Genomic DNA, 24,047 nt, shown 5'->3' with positions numbered 1-24,047 from the left:
CGGTTTTTGATATCCGAATGACGGGGAGAGGCGATGCGCGAGCGACTTTTGGCGGCGGAGAAGGTGACCGCGATCCGCTGGCAGGGGGGCGCCTTGCACCTGCTCGACCAGCGCCTGCTGCCGTCGGAGGAGCGTTGGCTGGCCTGCGACAATGTTGCGCAGGTGGCCGCAGCCATCCGTGACATGGCAGTGCGCGGTGCCTCGGCGATCGGTATTGCCGCAGCTTACGGCCTGGTTCTGGCCCTTGAAGAGCGGCTGGCCGAAGGCGGCGATTGGGAAATGGACCTTGAAGACGACTTTCTCACCCTCGCCGAGGCGCGCCCTACCGCCGCCAACTTGTTCTGGGCGCTGAACCGCATGCGCGAGCGTCTGCTGCGCCTGCGTCCGGAAGAAGACGTTCTGGCGGCGCTGGAGGCTGAAGCGGTGGCCATTCACGACAGCGACCGAGAGGCCAACCTGACCATGGCCCAGCAGGGTATCGAGCTGATCCGTCGCCATCAGGGCAATGCCCAGGCCCTGCTCACCTTCGGCAACGCCGGCGCCCTTGCCAGTGGTGGCTTTGGCACCGCACTGGGGGTGATCCGTGCCGGCTACCTGGAAGGCATGGTCGAGCGGGTTTATGCCGGTGAGACTCGCCCTTGGCTGCAGGGCTCGCGCCTGACCGGCTGGGAGCTGGCCAACGAGGGCATCCCGGTGACCCTTTGTGCCGACTCGGCGCTGGCCCACCTCATGAAGACCAAGGGCATCACCTGGGTGGTGGTGGGGGCGGACTGCATCGCTGCCAATGGCGACATGGCCGGCAAGATCGGCACCTATCAGCTGGCCGTCAGTGCCATGCACCATGGCGTGCGCTTCATGGTCGTGGCGCCGAGCACCAGCATCGACCTGAACCTGGCCACGGGTGAGGATATCCCGCTGGAGGAGCGTGACGCCGACGAGTGGCTGGACTTCGGCGGTACCCCGGTGTCGCCGGGTGTCGAGGTGTTCAACCCGGTGTTCGATGTAACGCCGGCCGACCTGATCGATGTGATCGTGACCGAACGCGGCATCGTCGAGCGCCCGGATGCTGCCAAGCTGGCTCAGCTGGTTTGCCGCAAGCGCCTGCACTGATTTTGTATCGCCTCACCGGCCTCTTCGCGGGCTTGCCCGCTCCCACTGGGATATCGCATGGCCTTAGGGCCGTGGTGAACCTGTGGGGGCGGGCGAGCCCGCGAAGAGGCCGGTGCAGGCAATACAAAAACCAGGTTTCAAGCGCGGCTGAGACCAACTGCCACCTCTCCCCACCGCCCCCGCGTTTGTGATAACATCCGGCAGTTTCCAAGACCGCCCATCACGGCGGCCTTCATTGCGCAGATCCATGGCACAACTCATTGATTTGTCGTAAGTCGTCGCACCCTTATGCGCTGCGGCGGCGAGCTTCGTTCGGCCCTTGATGGAGCTGCGAAGTTTCACCAGAAAAAGGAATCAGGCTTCTCATGGGCGAACTGGCCAAAGAAATCCTCCCGGTCAATATCGAAGACGAACTGAGACAGTCTTACCTCGACTACGCGATGAGCGTGATTGTCGGGCGAGCGCTGCCCGATGCGCGTGACGGCTTGAAGCCTGTGCATCGCCGCGTTCTCTATGCGATGAGCGAACTGGGCAACGACTGGAACAAGCCGTACAAGAAATCCGCCCGTGTGGTCGGTGACGTGATCGGTAAGTACCACCCGCACGGCGACATTGCGGTCTACGACACCATCGTGCGTATGGCCCAGCCGTTCTCGTTGCGCTACCTGCTGGTCGACGGCCAGGGCAACTTCGGTTCGGTGGACGGCGACAACGCTGCTGCCATGCGATACACCGAAGTGCGCATGACCAAACTGGCCCACGAACTGCTGGCCGACCTGCACAAGGAAACCGTCGACTGGGTGCCCAACTACGACGGCACCGAGCAGATCCCGGCGGTCATGCCGACGCGTATTCCCAACCTGCTGGTCAACGGTTCCAGCGGTATTGCCGTGGGCATGGCGACCAACATTCCGCCGCATAACCTAGGCGAGGTCATCGATGGCTGCCTGGCGCTCATCGACAACCCGGAAGTCACCATCGATGAGCTGATGCAGCACATCCCTGGCCCGGACTTCCCGACTGCCGGCATCATCAACGGTCGCCAGGGCATCATCGAGGCCTATCGCACCGGCCGTGGCCGCATCTACATGCGCGCCCGCTCCGAGATCGAGGACATCGACAAGGTTGGCGGCCGCCAGCAGATCGTGATCACCGAGCTGCCGTACCAGCTGAACAAGGCGCGCCTGATCGAAAAGATCGCCGAGCTGGTCAAAGAGAAGAAGATCGAAGGCATCACCGAGCTGCGCGACGAGTCCGACAAGGACGGCATGCGCATCGTCATCGAGCTGCGTCGCGGCGAGGTGCCGGAGGTGGTGCTGAACAACCTCTACCAGCAAACCCAGCTGCAGAGCGTATTCGGCATCAACGTGGTGGCCCTGGTCGACGGCCGTCCGCGCCTGCTCAACCTCAAGGACCTGCTCGAAGCGTTCGTCCGCCACCGCCGTGAAGTGGTGACCCGTCGTACCGTATTCGAGCTGCGCAAGGCCCGTGAACGTGGCCATATCCTTGAAGGCCAGGCGGTTGCGCTGTCCAACATCGACCCGGTCATTGCCCTGATCAAGGCCTCGCCGACGCCGTCCGAAGCCAAGGAAGCCCTGGTCTCCACGCCGTGGGAATCCAGTGCCGTGCAGGTCATGGTCGAGCGCGCCGGCGCCGATTCCTGCCGCCCTGAGGACCTGCCGGAGCAGTACGGCCTGCACGACGGCAAGTACTTCCTGTCGCCGGAACAGGCCCAGGCCATTCTCGACCTGCGCCTGCACCGCCTGACCGGCCTGGAGCACGAGAAGCTGCTGGCCGAGTACCAGGAAATCCTCGAGCAGATTGGCGAGTTGATCCGCATCCTCAGCAGCGCCGAGCGCCTGATGGAAGTGATTCGCGAGGAGCTGGAGGCCATTCGTGCCGAGTACGGCGATGTGCGCCGCACCGAAATCCTCAATGCCAGCCACGACCTCAACTACGGCGACATGATCCCGGAAGAAGAGCGTGTGGTCACCATCTCCCATGGTGGTTATGCCAAGACCCAGCCATTGTCCGCCTACCAGGCCCAGCGCCGCGGCGGCAAAGGCAAGTCGGCGACCGGCGTGAAGGACGAGGACTACATCGAGCACCTGCTGGTCGCCAACAGCCATGCCACCCTGTTGCTGTTCTCCAGCAAGGGCAAGGTTTACTGGAAGAAGACCTACGAAATCCCCGAAGCGTCCCGCGCTGCCCGCGGTCGTCCGCTGGTCAACCTGCTGCCGCTGGAGGAGGGTGAGCGCATCACCGCCATGCTGCAGATCGACCTCGAAGCGCTGCAGCAGAACGCCGACCTCGACGAAGAACTGGACGAGGCTGAAGACACCGTGCTCGAGGGTGAGCTGGTAGAGGCCGAGGAAGTCGACGAAGAAGACGGCGACACCCCGGAGTGGGTTGCAGAGCCGACCGGCGCGTACATCTTCATGGCGACCGCTTCCGGTACCGTCAAGAAGACCCCGCTGGTGCAGTTCGCCCGTCCGCGCTCCAACGGCCTGATTGCCCTGAAGCTGAAGGAAGGCGACACCCTGATTGCCGCGGCCATCACCGATGGCGCCAAGGAAGTCATGATGTTCTCCGACGCTGGCAAGGTCATTCGCTTTGCCGAGAGCGTCGTGCGTGAAATGGGCCGCAACGCCCGTGGTGTGCGCGGCATGAAGCTGGGCAAAGGCCAGCGGATCATTTCGATGCTGATCCCGGAGTCCGGCTCGCAGATCCTCACCGCCTCCGAGCGTGGCTTTGGCAAGCGCACCCCGCTGTCCAAGTTCCCGCGTCGCGGCCGCGGTGGCCAGGGTGTGATCGCCATGGGTACCAAAGGGCGCAACGGCCTGCTGATCGGGGCTATCCAGGTGCAGGAAGGCGAGGAGATCATGCTGATTTCCGACCAGGGCACGCTGGTTCGCACCCGGGTTGGCGAGGTGTCCAGCCTGAGCCGCAACACCCAGGGTGTTACGCTGATCAAGCTGGCGGCCGATGAGACACTGGTGGGCCTGGAGCGTATCCAGGAGCCGTCCGAGGACGAACTCGATGAAGTGATCGAGACGGACGAGGAGGGTGTCGAGGCTGTAGCGCCAGACAATGAAAATGAAGAAGCTGCAGGTGCCGACGAGGCCCCGCAAGAGTAAGTAAGCGTAAACCCGAGCGGGGCGACCAAGGTCGCCCCGTTTGACTGTGTAGGAGCGGGCTTGCCCGCGATGCAGGCGCCACCGATCCTGCATGGAATGTGGCCACCGAATTACGATTTTGTTCTATTTGGCAGAGCGAGAGTGGATGTGAGCAAACGAGCCTTTAACTTCTGCGCAGGCCCTGCCGCGCTTCCTGACGCTGTCCTGCAGCGCGCACAGGCCGAGATGCTGGACTGGCGTGGCAAGGGGTTGTCGGTGATGGAAATGAGCCATCGCAGCGACGATTACGTGGCCATCGCCGAAAAGGCCGAGCAGGACCTGCGTGACCTGCTGTCCGTCCCCTCCAACTACAAGGTGCTGTTCCTGCAAGGCGGCGCCAGCCAGCAGTTCGCTGAAATCCCGCTGAACCTGCTGCCGGAAAACGGCACGGCCGACTACATCGAAACCGGCATCTGGTCGAAAAAGGCCATCGAGGAAGCGCGCCGTTTCGGCAACGTCAACGTCGCCGCCACTGCCAAGCCTTACGACTACCTGGCCATCCCCGGCCAGAACGAGTGGAACCTGACCAAAAACGCAGCCTACGTGCACTATGCGTCCAACGAGACCATCGGTGGCCTGCAGTTTGACTGGGTGCCGCAAACCGGTGACGTGCCGCTGGTGGTCGATATGTCGTCCGACATCCTCTCGCGCCCGATCGATGTGTCGCAGTTCGGCCTGATCTACGCCGGCGCGCAGAAGAATATCGGCCCAAGCGGCCTGGTGGTGGTGATCGTGCGCGAAGACCTGTTGGGCCATGCCCGCAGCAGCTGCCCGACCATGCTCGACTACAAGGTTTCGGCTGACAACGGCTCGATGTACAACACCCCGGCCACCTACTCCTGGTACCTCTCTGGCCTGGTCTTCGAGTGGCTGAAAGAGCAGGGCGGTGTCGAGGCCATGGAGCAGCGCAACCGTGCCAAGAAAGACCGCCTTTACGGCTTCATCGACCGCAGCGAGTTCTACACCAACCCGATCAGCGTCAACGCCCGTTCGTGGATGAACGTGCCGTTCCGCCTGGCTGACGAGCGCCTGGACAAGGCCTTCCTCGCTGGCGCCGACGCGCGTGGCCTGCTCAACCTCAAGGGCCACCGTTCGGTTGGCGGCATGCGCGCCTCCATCTACAACGCCCTGGGCCTGGAAGCGGTAGAAGCGCTGGTAGGCTACATGGCTGAATTCGAGAAGGAGCATGGCTGACATGTCCGAACAGGAGCTCAAGGCGCTGCGCGTACGCATCGACAGCCTCGACGAGAAAATTCTCGAGCTGATCAGCGACCGCGCCCGCTGCGCCGAAGAAGTGGCCCGGGTCAAGACTGCCTCGCTGAAAGAAGGCGAGAAGCCGGTGTTCTACCGTCCCGAGCGTGAAGCTGCGGTGCTCAAGCGCGTGATGGAACGCAACAAGGGCCCGCTGGGCAACGAAGAGATGGCGCGGCTGTTCCGCGAAATCATGTCGTCGTGCCTGGCCCTGGAAGAGCCGCTGAAAATCGCCTACCTCGGCCCTGAAGGTACCTTCACCCAGGCGGCGGCCATGAAGCACTTCGGCCACGCGGTGATCAGTCGGCCGATGGCGGCCATCGACGAAGTGTTCCGTGAAGTGGCGGCCGGTGCCGTCAACTTCGGTGTGGTGCCGGTGGAAAACTCCACTGAAGGTGCGGTCAGCCACACCCTGGACAGCTTCCTCGAGCATGACATGGTGATTTGCGGTGAGGTCGAGCTGCGTATCCACCACCACCTGCTGGTGGGCGAGAACACCAAGACCGACAGCATCACCCGCATCTACTCCCACGCCCAGTCGCTGGCCCAGTGCCGAAAGTGGCTGGACGCTCACTACCCGAACGTGGAGCGCGTGGCCGTTTCGAGCAATGCCGAAGCGGCCAAGCGGGTCAAGGGTGAGTGGAACTCGGCGGCGATCGCCGGCGATATGGCGGCCAACCTGTACGGCCTGACCCGTCTGGCCGAGAAGATCGAAGACCGCCCGGACAACTCCACGCGCTTCCTGATGATCGGTAACCAGGAAGTACCGCCGACCGGCGACGACAAGACCTCGATCATCGTTTCGATGAGCAACAAGCCAGGTGCGTTGCATGAGTTGCTGGTGCCGTTCTATCAGAACGGCATCGACCTGACCCGCATCGAGACCCGCCCGTCGCGCAGCGGCAAGTGGACCTACGTGTTCTTCATCGACTTCGTCGGCCACCACCGCGACCCGCTGATCAAGGCGGTGCTCGAGCAGATCAGCCAGGAGGCTGTGGCGCTGAAGGTGCTGGGCTCTTATCCGAAGGCGGTGCTTTGATTCAGGGGCCTTGGGGCTGCCTTGCAGCCCTTCGCGGGCATGCCCGCTCCCACAGTGAGCATGTGATGCCGATCTCTGTGGGAGCGGGCTAGCCCGCGAAGGGCCGCGCCGCGGCCCCAATGGCCCTCACAGGCTACCTAGATTTCTGAACAGGGTTCGCACCAGTGGTAAATGCAGCAAAAACCAAACCCGCGCCCATCATCGACCGCCTGGTCGTGGTCGGTCTAGGCCTGATCGGCGGCTCGTTCGCCAAGGGCCTGCGTGAAAGCGGCCTGTGCCGCGAAGTGGTCGGTGTCGACCTGGACGCCCCCTCGCGCAAGCAGGCCGTGGCCCTGGGCGTGGTCGACCGCTGCGAAGAAGACCTTGCCGCCGCTTGTGTGGGCGCCGATGTCATCCAGCTGGCCGTACCGATCCTGGCCATGGAAAAAGTCCTCGCGCGCCTGGCCCTGCTCGACCTGGGTGATGCAATCATCACCGACGTCGGCAGCGCCAAGGGCAACGTCGTGCGTGAGGCGCGTGCCGTCTTCGGTGCCCGCCTGCCGCGCTTCGTCCCGGGCCACCCCATCGCCGGTTCCGAGCAGAGCGGGGTAGAGGCGTCCAATGCCACCTTGTTCCGCCGGCACAAGGTCATCCTCACGCCGCTGGCCGAAACCGACCCCGCCGCGCTGGTCCTGGTTGACCGCCTGTGGCGTGCGCTGGACGCCGATGTGGAGCACATGTCGGTCGAGCGCCATGACGAAGTACTGGCCGCCACCAGCCATCTGCCACACCTGCTGGCCTTTGGCCTGGTCGACTCACTGGCCAAACGCAATGAAAACCTCGAGATCTTCCGGTACGCTGCGGGTGGGTTCCGCGATTTCACAAGAATCGCCGGCAGCGATCCGACCATGTGGCATGACATCTTCCTCGCCAACCGCGACGCTGTCCTGCGCACGCTTGATACATTTCGCAGTGATCTCGACGCCCTGCGCGACGCGATCGCTGAAGGGGATGGGCACCAGCTGCTGGGTGTATTCACCCGCGCACGGGTTGCCCGCGAGCATTTCAGTAAAATCCTGGCCCGCCGGGCCTATGTGGACGCTATGAACGCCAACGATCTGATTTTCCAGGCCCAACCGGGTGGCCGCCTGAACGGGCGGATCCGTGTACCGGGCGACAAGTCGATTTCCCATCGCTCGATCATGCTCGGCTCGCTGGCCGAAGGTACTACCGAGGTCGAAGGCTTCCTCGAAGGCGAAGATGCGCTGGCGACCCTGCAGGCATTCCGTGACATGGGGGTGGTCATCGAAGGCCCCAACCACGGTCGTGTGACCATTCACGGCGTGGGCCTGCATGGCCTCAAGCCGCCACCTGGGCCGCTGTACGTAGGTAACTCCGGTACTTCGATGCGCCTACTGTCGGGCCTGTTGGCCGGTCAGCCGTTCGATGTCACCATGACCGGCGACGCCTCGCTGTCCAAGCGCCCGATGAACCGTGTGGCCAACCCGCTGCGCGAAATGGGTGCTGTGGTCGAGACCGGCCCGGACGGCCGTCCGCCGCTGACCATCCGCGGTGGCCACAAGCTCAAAGGGCTGACCTACACGCTGCCGATGGCTAGCGCCCAGGTCAAATCCTGCCTGCTGCTGGCCGGCCTGTACGCCGAAGGCAAGACCACTGTCACTGAGCCTGCGCCTACCCGTGACCACACCGAGCGCATGCTGCGCGGTTTTGGCTACTCGGTCGACAGCCATGGCCCGGTGGCCTCGCTGCAGTCCGGTGGCAAGCTGACCGCTACCCGGATCGAAGTGCCGGCTGACATTTCATCGGCAGCGTTCTTCCTGGTCGCAGCCTCTATCGCTGAAGGCTCCGAGCTGGTGCTGGAGCATGTCGGCATCAACCCGACCCGTACCGGCGTGATCGACATCCTGCGCCTGATGGGCGGCGACATCACCCTGGAAAACCAGCGTGAAGTGGGTGGCGAACCCGTGGCCGACCTGCGTGTGCGCGGTGCCAAGCTGAAGGGTATCGACATTCCTGAAGCGTTGGTGCCGCTGGCCATCGACGAATTCCCGGTCTTGTTCGTGGCCGCTGCCTGCGCTGAAGGGCGTACCGTGCTGCGTGGCGCCGAAGAGCTGCGGGTGAAGGAGTCCGACCGCATCCAGGTGATGGCCGATGGCCTCACCACCTTGGGCATCAAGTGCGAGCCGACCCCGGACGGCATCATCATCGACGGTGGCCAGATGGGCGGCGGCGAAGTGCATGGGCATGGTGACCACCGCATCGCCATGGCCTTTAGCGTGGCTTCGCTGCGCGCCAGTGCGCCGATTCGCATTCATGACTGCGCCAACGTCGCCACCTCGTTCCCCAACTTCCTGGCGCTGTGCGCCGAAGTGGGGATTCGCGTGGCAGAAGAGGGCAAGTCGTGAATTCAATGGCACCGGTTATCACCATCGACGGACCAAGCGGCTCGGGCAAGGGCACGGTCGCCGGGCTGATTGCCCGCGAGCTGGGCTGGAAGCTGCTGGACTCCGGCGCGCTGTATCGCTTGCTGGCATTCAATGCCAGCAACCACGGCGTCGACCTGACCAACGAAGAGCTGCTGACCAAGCTTGCCGCCCATCTGGATGTGCAGTTCATCGCTGCCGAGCCCGGTAAGCTACAACAGATCATCCTTGAGGGTGAGGACGTCAGCAACGTCATCCGTACCGAAACCGTCGGTGCCGGTGCATCGATGGTGGCCTCGCTGCCGGCAGTGCGTGATGCGCTGCTGGTTCGTCAGCGTGAGTTCCGCGAAGTGCCGGGGCTGATTGCTGATGGTCGCGACATGGGTACCGTGGTGTTCCCGGATGCGCCATTGAAGGTCTTCCTCACCGCCAGCGCGGAGGAGCGCGCACGTCGCCGCTACCTGCAGTTGAAGGGCAAGGGTGAAGATGTTAGTCTGTCGAGTCTGCTGGATGAGATTCGTGCGCGTGATGAGCGCGACACCCAACGTGCAGTGGCCCCGCTGAAACCAGCGGCCGATGCCATTCAGTTGGACTCTACCGAGTTATCCATCGAGCAGGTGTTGCAACGTATCAGAAGCGAGATCGCCCAGCGCGACCTTATCTGATAGCCAGGAAAGCAGGCAGGGGCACCAGTCAACGTCCTGCCGGCTTTCCTTTACTTAAAACGAACCCACATTGTCTGGAATGTGGTTATGGGCGTCTGTTTCGCCCGAATCTACAGGAATTAAAATGAGCGAAAGCTTTGCAGAACTCTTTGAAGAAAGCCTGAAAACCCTCAATCTTCAGCCGGGTGCGATCATCACCGGTATCGTTGTCGACATCGACGGCGACTGGGTTACCGTACACGCTGGCCTGAAGTCCGAGGGCGTCATCCCGCTCGAGCAGTTCTACAACGAAGCTGGCGAGCTGACCATCAAGGTCGGTGACGAAGTTCACGTTGCGCTGGACGCGGTCGAAGACGGCTTTGGCGAAACCAAGCTGTCCCGTGAAAAAGCCAAGCGCGCCGAGTGCTGGATTGTTCTGGAAGCAGCTTTCGCCGCCGAAGAAGTGGTCAAGGGCGTTATCAACGGTAAGGTTAAGGGCGGCTTCACTGTCGACGTTAACGGCATCCGTGCGTTCCTGCCGGGCTCCCTGGTTGATGTCCGCCCAGTGCGCGACACCACCCACCTGGAAGGCAAAGAGCTGGAATTCAAGGTCATCAAGCTGGACCAGAAGCGCAACAACGTTGTCGTTTCCCGTCGCAGCGTGCTGGAAGCCGAGAACAGCGCCGAGCGCGAAGCCCTGCTGGAAACCCTGCAGGAAGGCCAGCAAGTCAAAGGTATCGTCAAGAACCTCACCGACTACGGCGCATTCGTGGACCTGGGCGGTATCGACGGCCTGCTGCACATCACCGACATGGCCTGGAAGCGCATCAAGCACCCATCGGAAATCGTTAACGTTGGCGACGAAGTCGACGTACGCGTTCTGAAGTTCGACCGTGAGCGCAATCGCGTTTCGCTGGGTCTGAAGCAGATGGGCGAAGATCCGTGGGTAGCTATCACTGCCCGTTACCCAGAAGGTACTCGCGTACAGGCTCGCGTTACCAACCTGACCGACTACGGCTGCTTCGCTGAGCTGGAAGAAGGCGTTGAAGGTCTGGTACACGTTTCCGAAATGGACTGGACCAACAAGAACATCCACCCGTCGAAAGTCGTTCAGGTTGGCGACGAAGTGGAAGTCATGGTTCTGGACATCGACGAAGAGCGTCGTCGTATCTCCCTGGGCATCAAGCAGTGCAAGTCCAACCCATGGGAAGACTTCTCCGGCCAGTTCAACAAGGGTGACAAGATCACCGGTACCATCAAGTCGATCACCGACTTCGGTATCTTCATTGGTCTGGACGGCGGCATCGACGGTCTGGTTCACCTGTCCGACATCTCCTGGAACGAAACCGGCGAAGAAGCCGTGCGTCGTTTCAAGAAGGGCGATGAGCTGGAAACCGTCATCCTGTCGGTTGACCCAGAGCGCGAGCGCATCTCCCTGGGCATCAAGCAGCTGGAAGACGATCCGTTCTCCAACTTCGTTGCTGTCAATGACAAGGGCGCTATCGTCAAGGGCATCGTGAAAGAAGTTGACGCCAAAGGCGCCATCGTCACCCTGGCCGACGACATCGAAGCCACTCTGAAAGCTTCCGAAATCAGCCGTGACCGCGTTGAAGACGCGCGTAACGTTCTGAAGGAAGGCGAAGAGATCGAAGCCAAGATCATCAGCGTTGACCGCAAGTCCCGCGTTATCAGCCTGTCGATCAAATCGAAAGACGACGCTGAAGAGCGCGAAGCTATCCAGAGCCTGAAAAACGCTCCGGAAGCTGCTGCCGACACCACCATGGCTGCGCTGCTGCGCGAAGCAATGGCCAAGCAGAACTGAGTTCTGTTTGATCGGTAAAAAGGGCGACCCTCGGGTCGCCCTTTTTTTTGCTCCGCGACCAGGTGGTGCGGCGGATGGCACTGCTGGAACACGCCAGCTTCAGGCTGGCGAAGCCCGTTGTAGGAGCGGGTTCACCCGCGAAGCAGGCGCCACTGGCCTATCTAAGCGGTAGACCATTCTTGAATTACTTCAATCTTGAATTTTTTTATTAAGTCAAGATCCACCCTGTTCAAATCCTTCCCGGCGTGCTACAAACTGGTTAAGCAATGATCTAGCTGCTTGATAACGAAGGGAAAAATATGACGAAGTCGGAGCTGATCGAACGTATTGTCACCCATCAGGGGCTGCTCTCGTCCAAGGATGTGGAGCTGGCCATCAAGACCATGCTTGAGCAGATGTCACAATGCCTGGCTACCGGCGATCGCATCGAGATTCGCGGTTTTGGCAGCTTCTCGCTGCACTATCGCGCCCCTCGCGTAGGCCGTAACCCGAAGACCGGCCAGTCGGTCAGCCTCGAAGGCAAGTTCGTGCCGCACTTCAAGCCCGGCAAAGAGTTGCGTGACCGGGTCAATGAAGACGAGCATGAAGAGGCCCACACCTGATTCCACAAGGAGCAATCTGATGCGTAACCTCAAGCGCGCCCTGGCGGCGGTGTTCGTGCTGCTATTGGCGGCTGTGGTGCTGTTCTTCGTGCTGGAGAACCAGCAAACCGTGTCATTGGTCCTGTTCGGTTGGGCTGCACCCGCCATGCCGGTTGCTGTCCTGGTGTTGGCTGCCTTGGTCATTGGTCTGGCAGTCGGGCCGTTGCTGGGGGCCTACGGGGTGCAGCGCAGCAAGCGCAAGATCAGGGCTTCTGCCCGTCAGGCGGCATTGAACGGCAACTAAGGAAATTTCCTACACCTACTAAAGAAAGGTTCACCTATGCATGCGTCGGTCGTCATGGAGTAATAGTCCACTTCATTTTCGGTCCAGGCGAGTGTGCGCAGCATGGAATATCCCAGCCTTTCCCATCACGGTGGTACCCGGGGTGTCACCGGGTCCTGTCACCAGCTGCACCTCGGCCCATCCACCAGTTTGCTGGTCGACTGCGGGCTGGAACAGGGAAGTGATGCGCCGCCCGGTGCAGAATCCGCCCCCCTCGGTTTTGATATCCACGGTATTCAGGCCCTGGTCATCACCCATGTCCATCTCGACCATGTTGGGCGCATCCCTGCGCTGCTGGCAGCGGGTTACCGTGGTCCTATCCTGTGCAGCGAGCCCTCGGCCCGGCTGCTGCCGCTGGTACTGGAAGACGCCTACAAGCTGAGCATCAGCAGCGAGCCTGCGCAGGTGGCGCGCTATCTCGAATTCATCCGTGACCTTATCGTGCCGCTGCCCTTCGAGCAGTGGCACACGGTGGTTGAGTACCCTGGTCTTGCCTGTCGTATTCGCCTGCAGCGTGCAGGGCATCTGCTGGGTTCCGCTTATGTCGAGTGCGATATGCAGCATGAGCAAACCAACAGCCGGTACGTGTTTTCTGGCGATCTGGGCGCTTGTGGCAACCCGCTGCTGCGCCCGGTGCAGCCCCCGGAGCGTGCTGACGTGCTGGTGCTGGAAAGCACCTACGGCGACCGCCTGCACCCGCAGGCAGACGACCGCCGTCAGCGGCTGGAAGACGCCATCGACCGAGCCCTCGCCGACAAGGGCACCCTCCTGGTTCCTGCATTCAGTCTTGGTCGCACGCAGGAGCTGTTGTACGAGCTGGAAGACATTCTGCACCGCAAAGCCCTGCTGAACACTACCGGCCCGGCTCCGGACGGTGAGCCAATCGACTGGTCACAGTTGCCCATCATCCTCGATTCGCCCTTGGCTCAGCGCATCACCCGCGTGTACCGGGAGCTGCACGAATATTGGAATGCAGAAGCCAGGGCGCGTGTTGCAGCAGGGCGCGATCCACTCGGCTTCAGCCAATTGATCTGTGTGGACACCCATGCCCGCCACCAGCAGGTGGTCAATTACCTCAAGAGCACCGGGCGACCGGCGATCGTGATTGCCGGCAATGGCATGTGTTCGGGTGGGCGCATCGTCAATTACCTCAAGGCCATGCTGGGGGATCCGCGGCATGAGGTGATGTTCGTGGGGTACCAGGCTAAGGGGACGCCGGGGGCGGTAATCCAGGCGAGTGAAGGGGCAGAAGGGTTTGTGCAGATTGATCTGGATGGGCAGATGTACGAAATCCGGGCGAAGGTGGTCACGGTGGGTGGGTTTTCGGGGCATGCTGATCAGGCGGGGTTGGTCGGTTTTGTCAACGCAATGTCGCGCGTGCCGGGGCGGGTTGTGTTGGTGCACGGGGAGCAGCGTGCGAAGCTGATTTTGCAGCAAGTTCTCAGGGCTCGCCGAGAAACGCATAACCCATGCTTTGAGGTAATTATTCCTGAATAAAGCGGGTTGGCCATTGAACGTTCACGCGCGCAGTTGTCTCAAACCTGCCATTTGAGTTTCGCCGCCCGACGGTGCAGTTGCTAAAACGGCGGTTGAACAGCCGACTGAAGATGCGCTCTCTGGCGCTCCTCGGGGGACAAGCTACATGAAAAAAACTCTGGTATTCTACGAGCCTCAGCTCGGGTCTGGAGCCTGGATGGCCAGGAATTGCCTCGCTGGGCGCGTATATTTATTGCTGCTGCACCCGACCGCAGCGGCTGTCAGATATTAAGATACATGCAGGTTTCCTGAGGTTTGAAACTTCAAGTGGCCGTTAAGGACTCAAATATGGAATTGATCCCGGTAATTTTATCCGGTGGCGTTGGTAGCCGTCTGTGGCCAGTATCACGTGAGGCTCATCCCAAGCCGTTCATGACCCTGCCAGACGGTCAGAACCTCATCCAGAAGACTTTCCTGCGAGCCGCCGACCTGAACGGTGTGGTTGAAATCCTTACGGTCACCAACCGCGAATTGCTGTTCAAGACCGAGGACGAATATCGCACCATCAACAAGCAGAACCTCAGCCAGGGTTACATTCTCGAACCCTTCGGTCGCAATACCGCCGCAGCCGTGGCCGCTGCCGCATTGCAGCTTCTGGAGTCCCACGGCCCTCAAGTGCACATGCTCGTGCTGGCGGCCGATCATCTGATCCAGAACGAAGCGGCTTTTTCCGAAGCAGTCAGCAAGGCCGTTCAGCTGGCAGGCGAGGGTTGGCTGGTCACATTCGGCATTAAACCCCAATACCCTGAAACCGGCTTTGGCTACATCGAGGCTGCGGCTGGCGGTGTGCTCGAAGGTGGGCTAAGAGTCGAGCGTTTCGTCGAAAAACCCGACGCCAAAACCGCTGAGGCCTATGTCGCTGCTGGCAACTATTTCTGGAACGCCGGCATGTTCTGCTTCCAGGTTGGCACTGTGATCGAGCAGTTCAGGGCTTACGCTCCTGATGTGCTTGAAGCTGTCGAGCGTACCCTCGAAGCCTCGCGCCGCTCTACCTCCAAAGGCTATAGCTGCCTGGCTCTGGATGCAGAGTGCTTCGCCAGCGTGCCGGACATCTCCATCGATTACGCCTTGATGGAACGCTCGAGTAAAGTGGCGACCATTCCGTGCGATATCGGGTGGAGCGATATTGGCTCGTGGAATGCTGTCAGCGAACTGACCCTGCCGGATGAGCATGGCAACCGCTTCGACGGCGAAGTGATGGCTTACGGGGCGAGCAACAACTATGTCAGCACCGAAGACCGCCTGGCTGCGCTGGTAGGTGTTCAGGACTTGCTGGTGGTAGACACGCCGGATGCACTGCTGATTGCTCATAAAGACCACGCTCAGGACGTGAAACATATCGTCAAGCGCTTGAAGAATGATGGTCACACCGCCCATTTACTGCATCAAACAGTGCACCGCCCCTGGGGTACTTACACCACCTTGGAAGATGGTGAGCGCTTCAAGATCAAACGCATTGTGGTCAAGCCCAAGGCGTCGCTGTCCCTGCAGATGCATCACCACCGCAGTGAGCACTGGATTGTGGTGAGCGGTATGGCCGTGGTGGTCAATGATGATCAGGAACTGATGCTCAACACGAACGAATCCACGTTCATTCGGGCGGGTCACAAGCACCGTTTGCAGAACCCGGGTGTAATCGACCTAGTGCTGATCGAAGTTCAAAGCGGCGACTACCTGGGCGAAGACGATATCGTTCGCTTCGAGGATAACTACGGTCGTTGCGACGCCTGATCCAGCCTCTCCAGTCGACCCCGTGGGCCTGATCCAAGCGCGGGGTCGATTTCGCTCGGCAAGCCTGTCGCCGACTTCCCCTTTTTCGAATGGTGTTCGCTCAAGCGCCGCCGTATACAAGTGAGATGTATGTACCCACCCATTCAGACCCGCTGCTTCAAAGCCTATGACATTCGCGGCCAAGTGCCGGCTGATCTCAATGAGGATATTGCCTATCGTATTGGTCGTGCCTTGGTGGCTGAGCTGGGTGGGCGCAGCTACGTGGTAGGTCGTGACATGCGCTTGGAAAGTCCGACTCTTTCCCAAGCATTGATGAGGGGCCTTACTGAAGGCGGCGCCGACGTTATAGATATTGGCCTTTGTGGCACCGAGGAAGTGTACTTCGCTACCAGCCACTATCAGGCCGACGGTGGCATCATGGTAACCGCCAGCCATAATCCCAAAGGCTATAACGGCATGAAACTGGTGCGCGAGCAGTCGCGACCTATCAGTGGTGACACGGGCCTCAAGGATATTCGCCAGCGGGTGGAATCCGGTGATTTGGGGACCGCAGCCCCGGCCGCAGGCAGTGTTCGCCTGGCGTCCGACAAAAGCGCTTACATCGACCACCTGCTGACCTATGTGGACCTGGCTACCCTCAAGCCATTGAAAGTGCTGGCGGATCCGGGTAATGGTGCTGTCGGCCCGGTGCTGGAGTTGTTGAAGGCGCGCCTGCCACTGAAGCTCACTGTTATCAATGGGGAACCAGATGGCAACTTCCCTAATGGCATCCCCAACCCGCTGCTACCGGAAAACCGTGACCTTACACGCCAAGCTGTCCTGGATACCGGTGCAGACATGGGTATTGCCTTCGATGGTGATTTCGATCGCTGCTTCTTCTTCGACAATCAGGGGCGTTTCATCGAGGGCTACTATGTAGTTGGCCTGTTGGCTGAAATGCTGCTGGCCAAGCACCCAGGCAGCAAAATCATTCACGACCCGCGCCTGACCTGGAACACCATCAAACAGGTCGAAGAAGCAGGGGGAATGGCAATCCAGAGCAAGACCGGCCATGCCTTCATAAAAGAGCGTATGCGCGCCGAAGATGCTGTATATGGCGGCGAAATGAGCGCCCACCATTACTTCCGTGACTTTGCCTACTGCGACAGCGGTAACATCCCTTGGCTCCTGGTCGCTCAGTTGATGAGCGTAACGGGCAAAAGCCTGGGGCAACTGGTGGACGAACGTATTGCAGCGTTCCCGTGCAGTGGCGAAATCAACTACGAAGTGGAGGATGTTAAAGACACTATCGAGAAGATTCTTGCTCACTACTTGCCGCGAAACCCCAGCATCGACCGCACCGACGGTATCAGCGTAGAGTTCGCTGACTGGCGTTTCAGCCTGCGTGGGTCCAACACCGAGCCATTGCTGCGCCTCAATGTCGAGAGCCGAGGCGATCAGGCTTTGGTTGAGCGCCAGGTTGCACAAATCGCCGGCTTAATCAGAGGTTAATTATGTTTGGCATGATCAAAGGTATATGGAGCTATCGAGGCTTCATTATCTCTTCAATCAAGAACGAATTCATTTCACGCTTTGCGCGAAGCAAACTGGGCGGGCTGTGGATGATTATTCATCCCCTGGCCCAGGTCGCCATCTATGCGCTGATCCTGTCCAACGTACTGGCCGCGAAGCTGCCAGGCATTGACAATAAATACGCTTATGCCTTGTACCTGATGGCCGGCATTCTGGCCTGGAACCTGTTTGCCGAGATCGTCAGTCGGTGCCTGACGCTATTTATCGAGCAGGGCAATATTATGAAAAAGATGCGCTTTCCGCGTATTACGCTACCGGTTATCGTGGTGGGCTCGTGTTTGCTGAACAATGTCTTGTTGTTCGCAGCAGTGATGCTGGTTTTCTCATTACTTGGCCACTATCCGACGCTGCAGATACTTTGGCTAATCCCGTTGGTGATGATCGTCGTTGCATTAAGCGTTGGCATTGGCCTAGTGTTGGGTATTCTCAATGTTTTTCTGCGGGATGTCGGTCAGGTAGTGCCCATCGTGCTGCAGGTGTTGTTCTGGTTTACCCCAATCGTTTACATGGTCAATGTGATACCTGAACACCTTCGGGCCACCCTTAGTTTTAACCCCATGTATCCCATTGTTACTGCCTATCACGACGTACTCCTGTACGCTAAAGCGCCTGATTTGAGTCAGGCGGTTGTCATGACCGGGATTTCCTTTGGTCTGTTGTTGCTTGGCCTGTTCCTGTTTCGTCGGTCTGTGCCTGAAATGGTGGATGTACTATGAGCCTTTTGAGTGTCAGTGATGTGGGCAAAGCCTACAAAACGTACCGTTCGGAACTGCAACGAATCGCCCACTGGTTCTTTTTGCCCACTAAGGCAAGCAGTGAACACTGGGTGTTGAAACACATCAACTTTGCAATTGAACCCGGCGAAGCCATCGGCATTATCGGGCAAAATGGCGCCGGCAAGTCCACCTTGCTGAAGATGATCACCGGGACGTTGCAGCCGACCCAGGGTCGAGTGCAGGTCAATGGCCGAATCGCAGCCATTCTGGAGCTGGGCATGGGTTTCAATCCAGAGCTCAGTGGCCGCCAGAACGTGTACCACGCTGCGGGTCTGATGGGTTTCGATGTACAGCAGATCAATGATGTCATTGATGACATTGAAGCCTTTGCCGAGATTGGCGAGTACTTTGATGAGGCAGTGCGTACCTATTCCAGCGGTATGCAAATGCGCGTCGCATTTGCCGTGGCGACTGCGTTCCGTCCAGAAATCCTTATCGTCGATGAGGCGCTGTCAGTAGGGGACAGCTATTTCCAGCACAAGAGTTTTGAGCGCATCCGTGAGTTCCAGCGGCTGGGAACATCGCTTTTGATAGTGTCACATGATCGTGGCGCCATCCAATCGCTGTGCAGCCGGGCCTTGCTTTTGGAAAACGGTTCCATCATCAAGGATGGGCCACCAGAGCAGGTCATGGATTATTACAATGCCCTGATTGCCGAGAAAGAAAACAGCACCGTGCAAGTCAAGCAACTGGCTGATGGCACCGTGCAGACGCAGTCGGGCAGCGGCGAGGCAACTATCGGTACCGTTGCTTTGTACGACATGCAAGGCACGCCTGTCGAGTTCGTGGCTGTGGGTGACAAAGTGACCCTGAGCGTGCAAGTAGAGGTGCACGCGCCGATCCCTGAGCTTGTAGTCGGCTACGTGATCAAGGACCGTTTAGGCCAACATGTTTTCGGTACCAATACCCACCACTTGGGCAAAGCCCAGAAGGCGCTTGAAACCGGTGAAAAACTGGAGTACCGCTTCGACTTCGAGATGAATCTGGGGCCTGGTTCCTATTCTGTAGCGGTTGCCTTGCATGCCAATGAGGTGCACATCGGCAGCAATTACGAATGGCGAGACCTGGCGTTGGTGTTCAACGTGGTCAATACCTCAAAGCCCCAATTTGTCGGCATGGCTTGGGTTCCAACAGCTGTGGAGTGCATCCGGTGAAAAAACCTTTCTATCGCGCTTTCGAGGATCGCTACCGTGGCTCCACGAAACTGATCACCGAGCGGCTGCAGGTGTATATGCCGTTCCTTCATCCGCTGTTGGCACTGGATGACGAGCATCGTGCGATTGACTTGGGCTGTGGCCGTGGCGAGTGGTTGGGTGTACTGGCCGGGGAGGGCTTCAATGCAGTTGGCGTAGACCTGGATGACGGCATGCTGGAGCAATGCCGGATCGAGGGTTATGCCGTTGAAAATGCCGACGCCGTTGCCAAGCTTAAATCGTTGGCCGACGCCAGCCAGGTGCTGGTGTCCGGGTTCCACATTGCCGAACATGTCCCGTTCCCGGTTTTGCAACAGCTGGTAGGGCAGGCGCTTAGAGTACTCAAGCCCGGCGGGCTGCTGATACTGGAAACCCCCAACGCCGAAAACCTCATGGTGGGGACCAACAGCTTTTACCTCGACCCCAGCCATGAAAAGCCTATCCCCAACCTGCTACTGAGCTTTTTGGCGGAATACGAAGGCTTTGGTCGTAGCAAACTCGTGCGGTTGCAAGAGCTCTCACCACTACCCGCACACGAGGACATGCGCCTGCTGAATGTGCTCAGCGGTGTAAGCCCAGACTACGCGGTAATTGCTCAGAAAGATGCCCCGGAGCCGACACTTTCGGCCTTCGCCAGCGCCTTCGATGCTGAGTATGGGGTGACCCTTGAGGACCTGGCTGAGCGCTATGAAGAAAGGCTGGCTAGCAACTTCCAGCAAGTGGGCGAAAGCGTCGAAAGCTGCCATTCGGCATTGTCGCAAGTTAACCTGGAGCTGGGTCAGCACCAGGCAGCCCTTGTGGATTTGAGCCAGGAAGTCGAGCGTCATCGCGCCGAACTGGAGAGCCTCAAGCAAGTGGTGAACGGCCTGAACCACCATCTGTCCGATACCCAGCAACGGCTGGCTCTTGCTGATGAGCGTATGGCGGCGACGCAAGCCTGGATCGATAAGCAACAGGCCAAATCGCTGGTAGCTATCGTCAAACGCACAGCCAGGCCGCTTGCCATCAGGATGATTCGGTCGGTACTCGGCAACCAGGTGCTGCGACACAATGCCAACCAGTTGCTGCGCAAATTCCCCAAGCTGCACCATCAGTTGAAACTGTTCGCTCAGAACCGCGGGCTTATTGGTGGCGGTGCGTTCGCATCGGCGGCCATGGGCCACGTCGGGTTCCAGGCAGTAGATTACTCGAGGGTAAGTTTTGCCGTATATCCCAAAGCGCCGCTGCTGCCTGAAGGCTATTACCTGAAGGACGAGGCTGTCGCACCGGCGTTTAATGCCGTGCGGATCACGGGGCATATCGAAGGCCATTACAGCCTCGCCATCGTCAACCGCGGCCTGGGTGTGGCGTTGTTCGACATGCTGGAGGGCAAGCTCGCGTTCCAGCCCTACCATGGTAAGGCGTACGACAATGTCATCGAGATACCAGCCTTCCAGCAGCGGCTGACAAATGCAATAGGCCAACCGTTGGATGAAGCGTTGGAAGGGGAAGTGCTGTCGATTGTTCATCACTACCCCATGATCAAGGACCTGAAAGGCGCTGGCATGCGCCTGGTCATCTTCTTCTGGGAAGAAACCGCAATCCCGTACGAGACCATCAGCTTCATTAACGAAAACTTCGATGCTGTTATCGTGGCCGCTTCTTTCGTAAAGAAAGTGTTGCACGATTCTGGCTGTGAAGTACCGGTGGTCATCTGCCCTGTCGGGGTAGATCACATCATTACCAATGAAGTGGCACCGATTACCGATATTCGTCCCGCTGCCGGGCAACGGTTCCGATTTTTGCATGTATCGTCGATGTTTGAGCGCAAAGGCCCTGACGTGCTGCTTGAGGCCTTTGCCGAGGCTTTCTCCAGCGCCGATAACGTCGAGCTGTACATCAAGACGTTCCCCAACCCACATAACCGCGTACATGAATTGATCGCCAACCTCTCGGCTGATCGGCAAGACACGCCATCGATCGTGGTTGACGAAAGCCCTATGGACGACCAAGGCATTATCGCGTTGTATCGTTCCGCCCACACGCTGGTGCTGCCAACGCGTGGTGAAGGCTTCAACTTACCAGCGGCTGAAGCGCTGGCAATGGGGTTGCCGGTAATCGTCACCGGCTTTGGTGCGCATGTTGATTTCTGCACGCTTGGCACTGCCGAGCTGCTGCCGTTCTTGTTTGCCAAGTCGGGCAGCCACTTGGGTGCGGCCAATTCATGCTGGGTCGAACCGGACAAGCATACCTTGGCCCTCAAGATGGGCGAACTGCGCGGCAAAATCGTCGAAGGCGACGATGCACTCGAGCAGCGCCGGCGCCAAGGCATTGAACTTGTTCGCAGCATCTACACTTGGGAGCAGAGTGCGCAGGCGGTTTTAGCCAGTGCCAACTGGCTCAAACACGAAATGCCGGCGGCCGCCGCCAGCAAGACCAAACTGGTGGTGGTTTCTCCTTGGGCAACCAAATGCGGCATTGCTGAATACACTCAGGCATTGCTCAGTGAGTTCAAGCAGGACGATTACGACGTTCGCATCTACTGCGATGAGCGCACCACAGACACAACCTCCGATGTCTATCAGCCTGCCTGGAGGCTTTCCGACGCCAAATCGATGTGCAAGGTGTTGGCCAACGAGGGCTGTGCCGATGCTGATGTTGTTTTGGTGCAGCATCAGCCGAGCCTTTTCGCCCTCAATGATGAAGTTTGCGAGCGTCTGGCGCACTTGCACGATCAGGGCAAGGTTGTGGTGCTTGAACTGCACTCTACGCAGCCGTTGATTACCGACCACCGCCTTTCCGAGAGGGCCGTACGTTCGCTGCACAAGCTTGACCGCATCATCGTCCACAAGCCTGAAGACCTGAATAACCTATTGGTGCTGGGCCTGGCCGCCAACGTCATGATGATGGCGCACGGTGTTATCTCTCCGCTCACTGACGTGCAGCCGGCGGATGTCCGCGATGAGTTGGGTATCGCTCAGGATGACCTGGTCATTTCGTGTTTCGGCTTCATTCTTGCCCACAAGGGTATCGACACGCTGATCGAGACCATTCTGCCGTTGGCGCAAGAAACAGGCCGCAATGTTCACATGCTCGGTTTGCACTCCATCCTCGATGCGCGCAGCGAACAGACACTGGATGCTTACCGGGCCAGGGCGGTTGAGCTTGGTGTGGATGACAAGATCACCTGGGTTACCGATTTCCGCCCCATCAAGGAGTGCCTGCGCCTGATGAGCGCAGCGGATTACGTGATCTTCCCCTACAAGGAAACACAAGAAAGCGCCAGCGGTGCGGTAACGATCGGCATTACCACCCTCAAGCCGGTGCTGGTGAGCCCGATCCATATCTTCTCGGACATGGCTGAAGCCACCTTGCAGATGACCGGTAGCCACGCTGCGGACATCGTGGCGTCGATCGCAGAGCTTGAACGCAACCCGGACAAGGCTCAGGCGTTGGTGGCGCGACAGGAGCGATGGATTGACGACCGCAGTTGGGAGCGGGTTTCTGCCCGCCTGAGCGCTACCGTGCAGGCACTGTTGTTCGAAAACAACCACCTAGCCCCGATTGTGGAAAAGCACCGCCGACTCAGCCCGGGAATCAGCCCGGCAGCACCGAAGAAGTTGCTGGTGGATGTGTCCGAGCTGTACTTCCGCGATGCTAAGACTGGTATTCAGCGCGTCGTGAAGCGGGTAATCAATGAATTTCAGCGCGGTGAGGGTGTTGATTACCAGGTAATCCCGGTATTTGGCGTTACCGGCAAAGGGTATAGGGTTGCAAGTGGATATCCAGGCTCCAGTGCCTATGTGGCCAGCTTGAGCGAATGCCCGATTGAGTACTCGGCGGGGGATGTGTTCCTGGGGTTGGACCTGAGCGCGCATTTGTTCCCCGAGTTTGATGGCGAGCTCGAGCGCATGCGCCGTGCAGGCGTGGGTATCCACTTTGTGGTTTATGACCTGATCCCGTTGTTGCACTCAAGGTTTGCCTACCCCGGTATTGATGGCGCCTTCAACAACTGGATGCGTTCTATCAGCCAATATGCCGATGGGGTTGTGGCGATCTCGGCTGCGGTGGCTGCTGACGTTAAAGTCTGGTTGCAGCAGCACGGTGGCGGGCGTGTGATGCCGTCCATCAGTCATTTCCACCTGGGGGCTGATATCGAAGAGGTTCAAGGCCAAGGCAGCTCTACGCTGGAAGATACGTTCATTGACCAATTGAAAGCGGTGCCCACATTCCTTATGGTGGGTACGCTTGAGCCACGCAAAGGCCATGCACAGACTTTGGCTGCGTTTGATGTGCTGTGGGCCCAGGGTGTAGAGCTGAACCTGGTGCTGGTTGGCAAGGAAGGCTGGGCCGTCGAGCAGTTGGTCCAGCACCTGCGTGCGCACCCACAATTGGGCAAGCGCTTGTTCTGGCTGCAAGGGTTGAGCGATGCCGACCTGACCGAACTCTATAGCGCCAGCTGTGCGTTGATCGCCGCCTCGGAGGCCGAAGGCTTTGGCTTACCGTTGATTGAAGCTGCGCAGCACAAACTGCCCATCATTGCGCGGGATATCCCTGTGTTCCGCGAAGTAGCGGGGGAGTTTGCCTATTACTTTCAGGGCGTGTCCGCGGATGAGCTAGCTCACGCCATGAAGCAGTGGCTGGAGCTGTTCGAGCAAGGTGCCCAGCCGCTGTCGGATGAGATGCCTTGGCTACATTGGAGTGAAAGTGCAGCTGAACTAAAACGCCTGGTGTTGGATGTTACGGAAAATACTCAGCTGAAGCATAAGGCGCCTGCTCAAGCGCACTGATTGCGTACGCTTGGCCATCCATGAACCCTGCAGTGCGGCGCAGCCGCACTGCAGGGCTTTTGCCATATGACTTGTATGAGG

The 24,047-nt window shown here is 59.4% G+C and carries 15 protein-coding genes; all 15 read left to right on the top strand.

Annotated elements, in window-relative coordinates:
• Positions 1-33 precede the first annotated feature (33 nt).
• The 15 genes from mtnA to LU682_RS21985 all read left to right on the top strand — a co-directional run bounded on the left by mtnA (position 34) and on the right by LU682_RS21985 (position 23,966).
• Positions 34-1,110, top strand: coding sequence for an S-methyl-5-thioribose-1-phosphate isomerase (gene mtnA / locus LU682_RS22055; RefSeq protein ID WP_060488981.1), 1,077 nt, complete (start codon positions 34-36; stop codon positions 1,108-1,110).
• Between the two features lie 365 nt (positions 1,111-1,475).
• Positions 1,476-4,247, top strand: a complete 2,772-nt coding sequence (gene gyrA, locus LU682_RS22050) for a DNA gyrase subunit A (RefSeq protein WP_070094765.1) — start codon at positions 1,476-1,478, stop codon at positions 4,245-4,247.
• Between the two features lie 147 nt (positions 4,248-4,394).
• Positions 4,395-5,480 carry a 3-phosphoserine/phosphohydroxythreonine transaminase gene (gene serC, locus LU682_RS22045; RefSeq protein WP_010952806.1) on the top strand — a complete coding sequence of 362 codons (1,086 nt, stop codon included), beginning with the start codon at positions 4,395-4,397 and terminating at the stop codon, positions 5,478-5,480.
• Position 5,481: 1 nt separating this feature from the next.
• Positions 5,482-6,576, top strand: coding sequence for a prephenate dehydratase (gene pheA, locus LU682_RS22040; protein WP_003252669.1), 1,095 nt, complete (start codon positions 5,482-5,484; stop codon positions 6,574-6,576).
• 197 nt (positions 6,577-6,773) lie between these two features.
• Positions 6,774-8,981 carry a bifunctional prephenate dehydrogenase/3-phosphoshikimate 1-carboxyvinyltransferase gene (locus LU682_RS22035; RefSeq protein ID WP_049587303.1) on the top strand — a complete coding sequence of 736 codons (2,208 nt, stop codon included), beginning with the start codon at positions 6,774-6,776 and terminating at the stop codon, positions 8,979-8,981.
• Positions 8,982-8,986: 5 nt separating this feature from the next.
• Positions 8,987-9,664 (top strand): (d)CMP kinase, encoded by a 678-nt coding sequence (gene cmk / locus LU682_RS22030; protein ID WP_003252672.1) that lies wholly within the window; start codon positions 8,987-8,989, stop codon positions 9,662-9,664.
• 124 nt (positions 9,665-9,788) lie between these two features.
• A complete protein-coding gene (gene rpsA, locus LU682_RS22025; protein WP_003252673.1) occupies positions 9,789-11,465 on the top strand; it encodes a 30S ribosomal protein S1 in 1,677 nt (558 codons plus the stop codon).
• A 299-nt stretch (positions 11,466-11,764) separates the two neighbouring features.
• Complete coding sequence (gene ihfB, locus LU682_RS22020) at positions 11,765-12,067, top strand: integration host factor subunit beta (protein WP_010952810.1); 303 nt, start codon at positions 11,765-11,767, stop codon at positions 12,065-12,067.
• Positions 12,068-12,086: 19 nt separating this feature from the next.
• The gene (locus LU682_RS22015) at positions 12,087-12,350 is read left to right on the top strand and encodes a lipopolysaccharide assembly protein LapA domain-containing protein (protein WP_003260859.1); all 264 of its coding nucleotides are present in this window, start codon (positions 12,087-12,089) and stop codon (positions 12,348-12,350) included.
• Positions 12,351-12,452: 102 nt separating this feature from the next.
• Complete coding sequence (locus LU682_RS22010) at positions 12,453-13,886, top strand: MBL fold metallo-hydrolase RNA specificity domain-containing protein (RefSeq protein ID WP_010952812.1); 1,434 nt, start codon at positions 12,453-12,455, stop codon at positions 13,884-13,886.
• A 327-nt stretch (positions 13,887-14,213) separates the two neighbouring features.
• Positions 14,214-15,656 (top strand): mannose-1-phosphate guanylyltransferase/mannose-6-phosphate isomerase, encoded by a 1,443-nt coding sequence (locus LU682_RS22005; RefSeq protein ID WP_010952813.1) that lies wholly within the window; start codon positions 14,214-14,216, stop codon positions 15,654-15,656.
• Between the two features lie 129 nt (positions 15,657-15,785).
• Complete coding sequence (locus tag LU682_RS22000) at positions 15,786-17,147, top strand: phosphohexomutase domain-containing protein (protein ID WP_010952814.1); 1,362 nt, start codon at positions 15,786-15,788, stop codon at positions 17,145-17,147.
• Between the two features lie 2 nt (positions 17,148-17,149).
• Complete coding sequence (locus tag LU682_RS21995; RefSeq protein ID WP_010952815.1) at positions 17,150-17,944, top strand: ABC transporter permease; 795 nt, start codon at positions 17,150-17,152, stop codon at positions 17,942-17,944.
• Positions 17,941-19,158, top strand: coding sequence for an ABC transporter ATP-binding protein (locus tag LU682_RS21990; RefSeq protein ID WP_010952816.1), 1,218 nt, complete (start codon positions 17,941-17,943; stop codon positions 19,156-19,158). Before LU682_RS21995 ends, LU682_RS21990 begins: the two co-directional genes overlap by 4 nt.
• Complete coding sequence (locus tag LU682_RS21985; protein ID WP_232914915.1) at positions 19,155-23,966, top strand: glycosyltransferase; 4,812 nt, start codon at positions 19,155-19,157, stop codon at positions 23,964-23,966. The genes LU682_RS21990 and LU682_RS21985 overlap by 4 nt, the downstream gene beginning before the upstream one ends.
• Positions 23,967-24,047 lie beyond the last annotated feature (81 nt).

The sequence above is a fragment of the Pseudomonas alloputida genome (genome assembly GCF_021283545.2).
Taxonomy (GTDB): Bacteria; Pseudomonadota; Gammaproteobacteria; order Pseudomonadales; family Pseudomonadaceae; genus Aquipseudomonas; species Aquipseudomonas alloputida.
The sequence above is the reverse complement of the archived record's forward strand: the minus strand, read 5'-3'. Positions and strand labels throughout refer to the sequence as shown.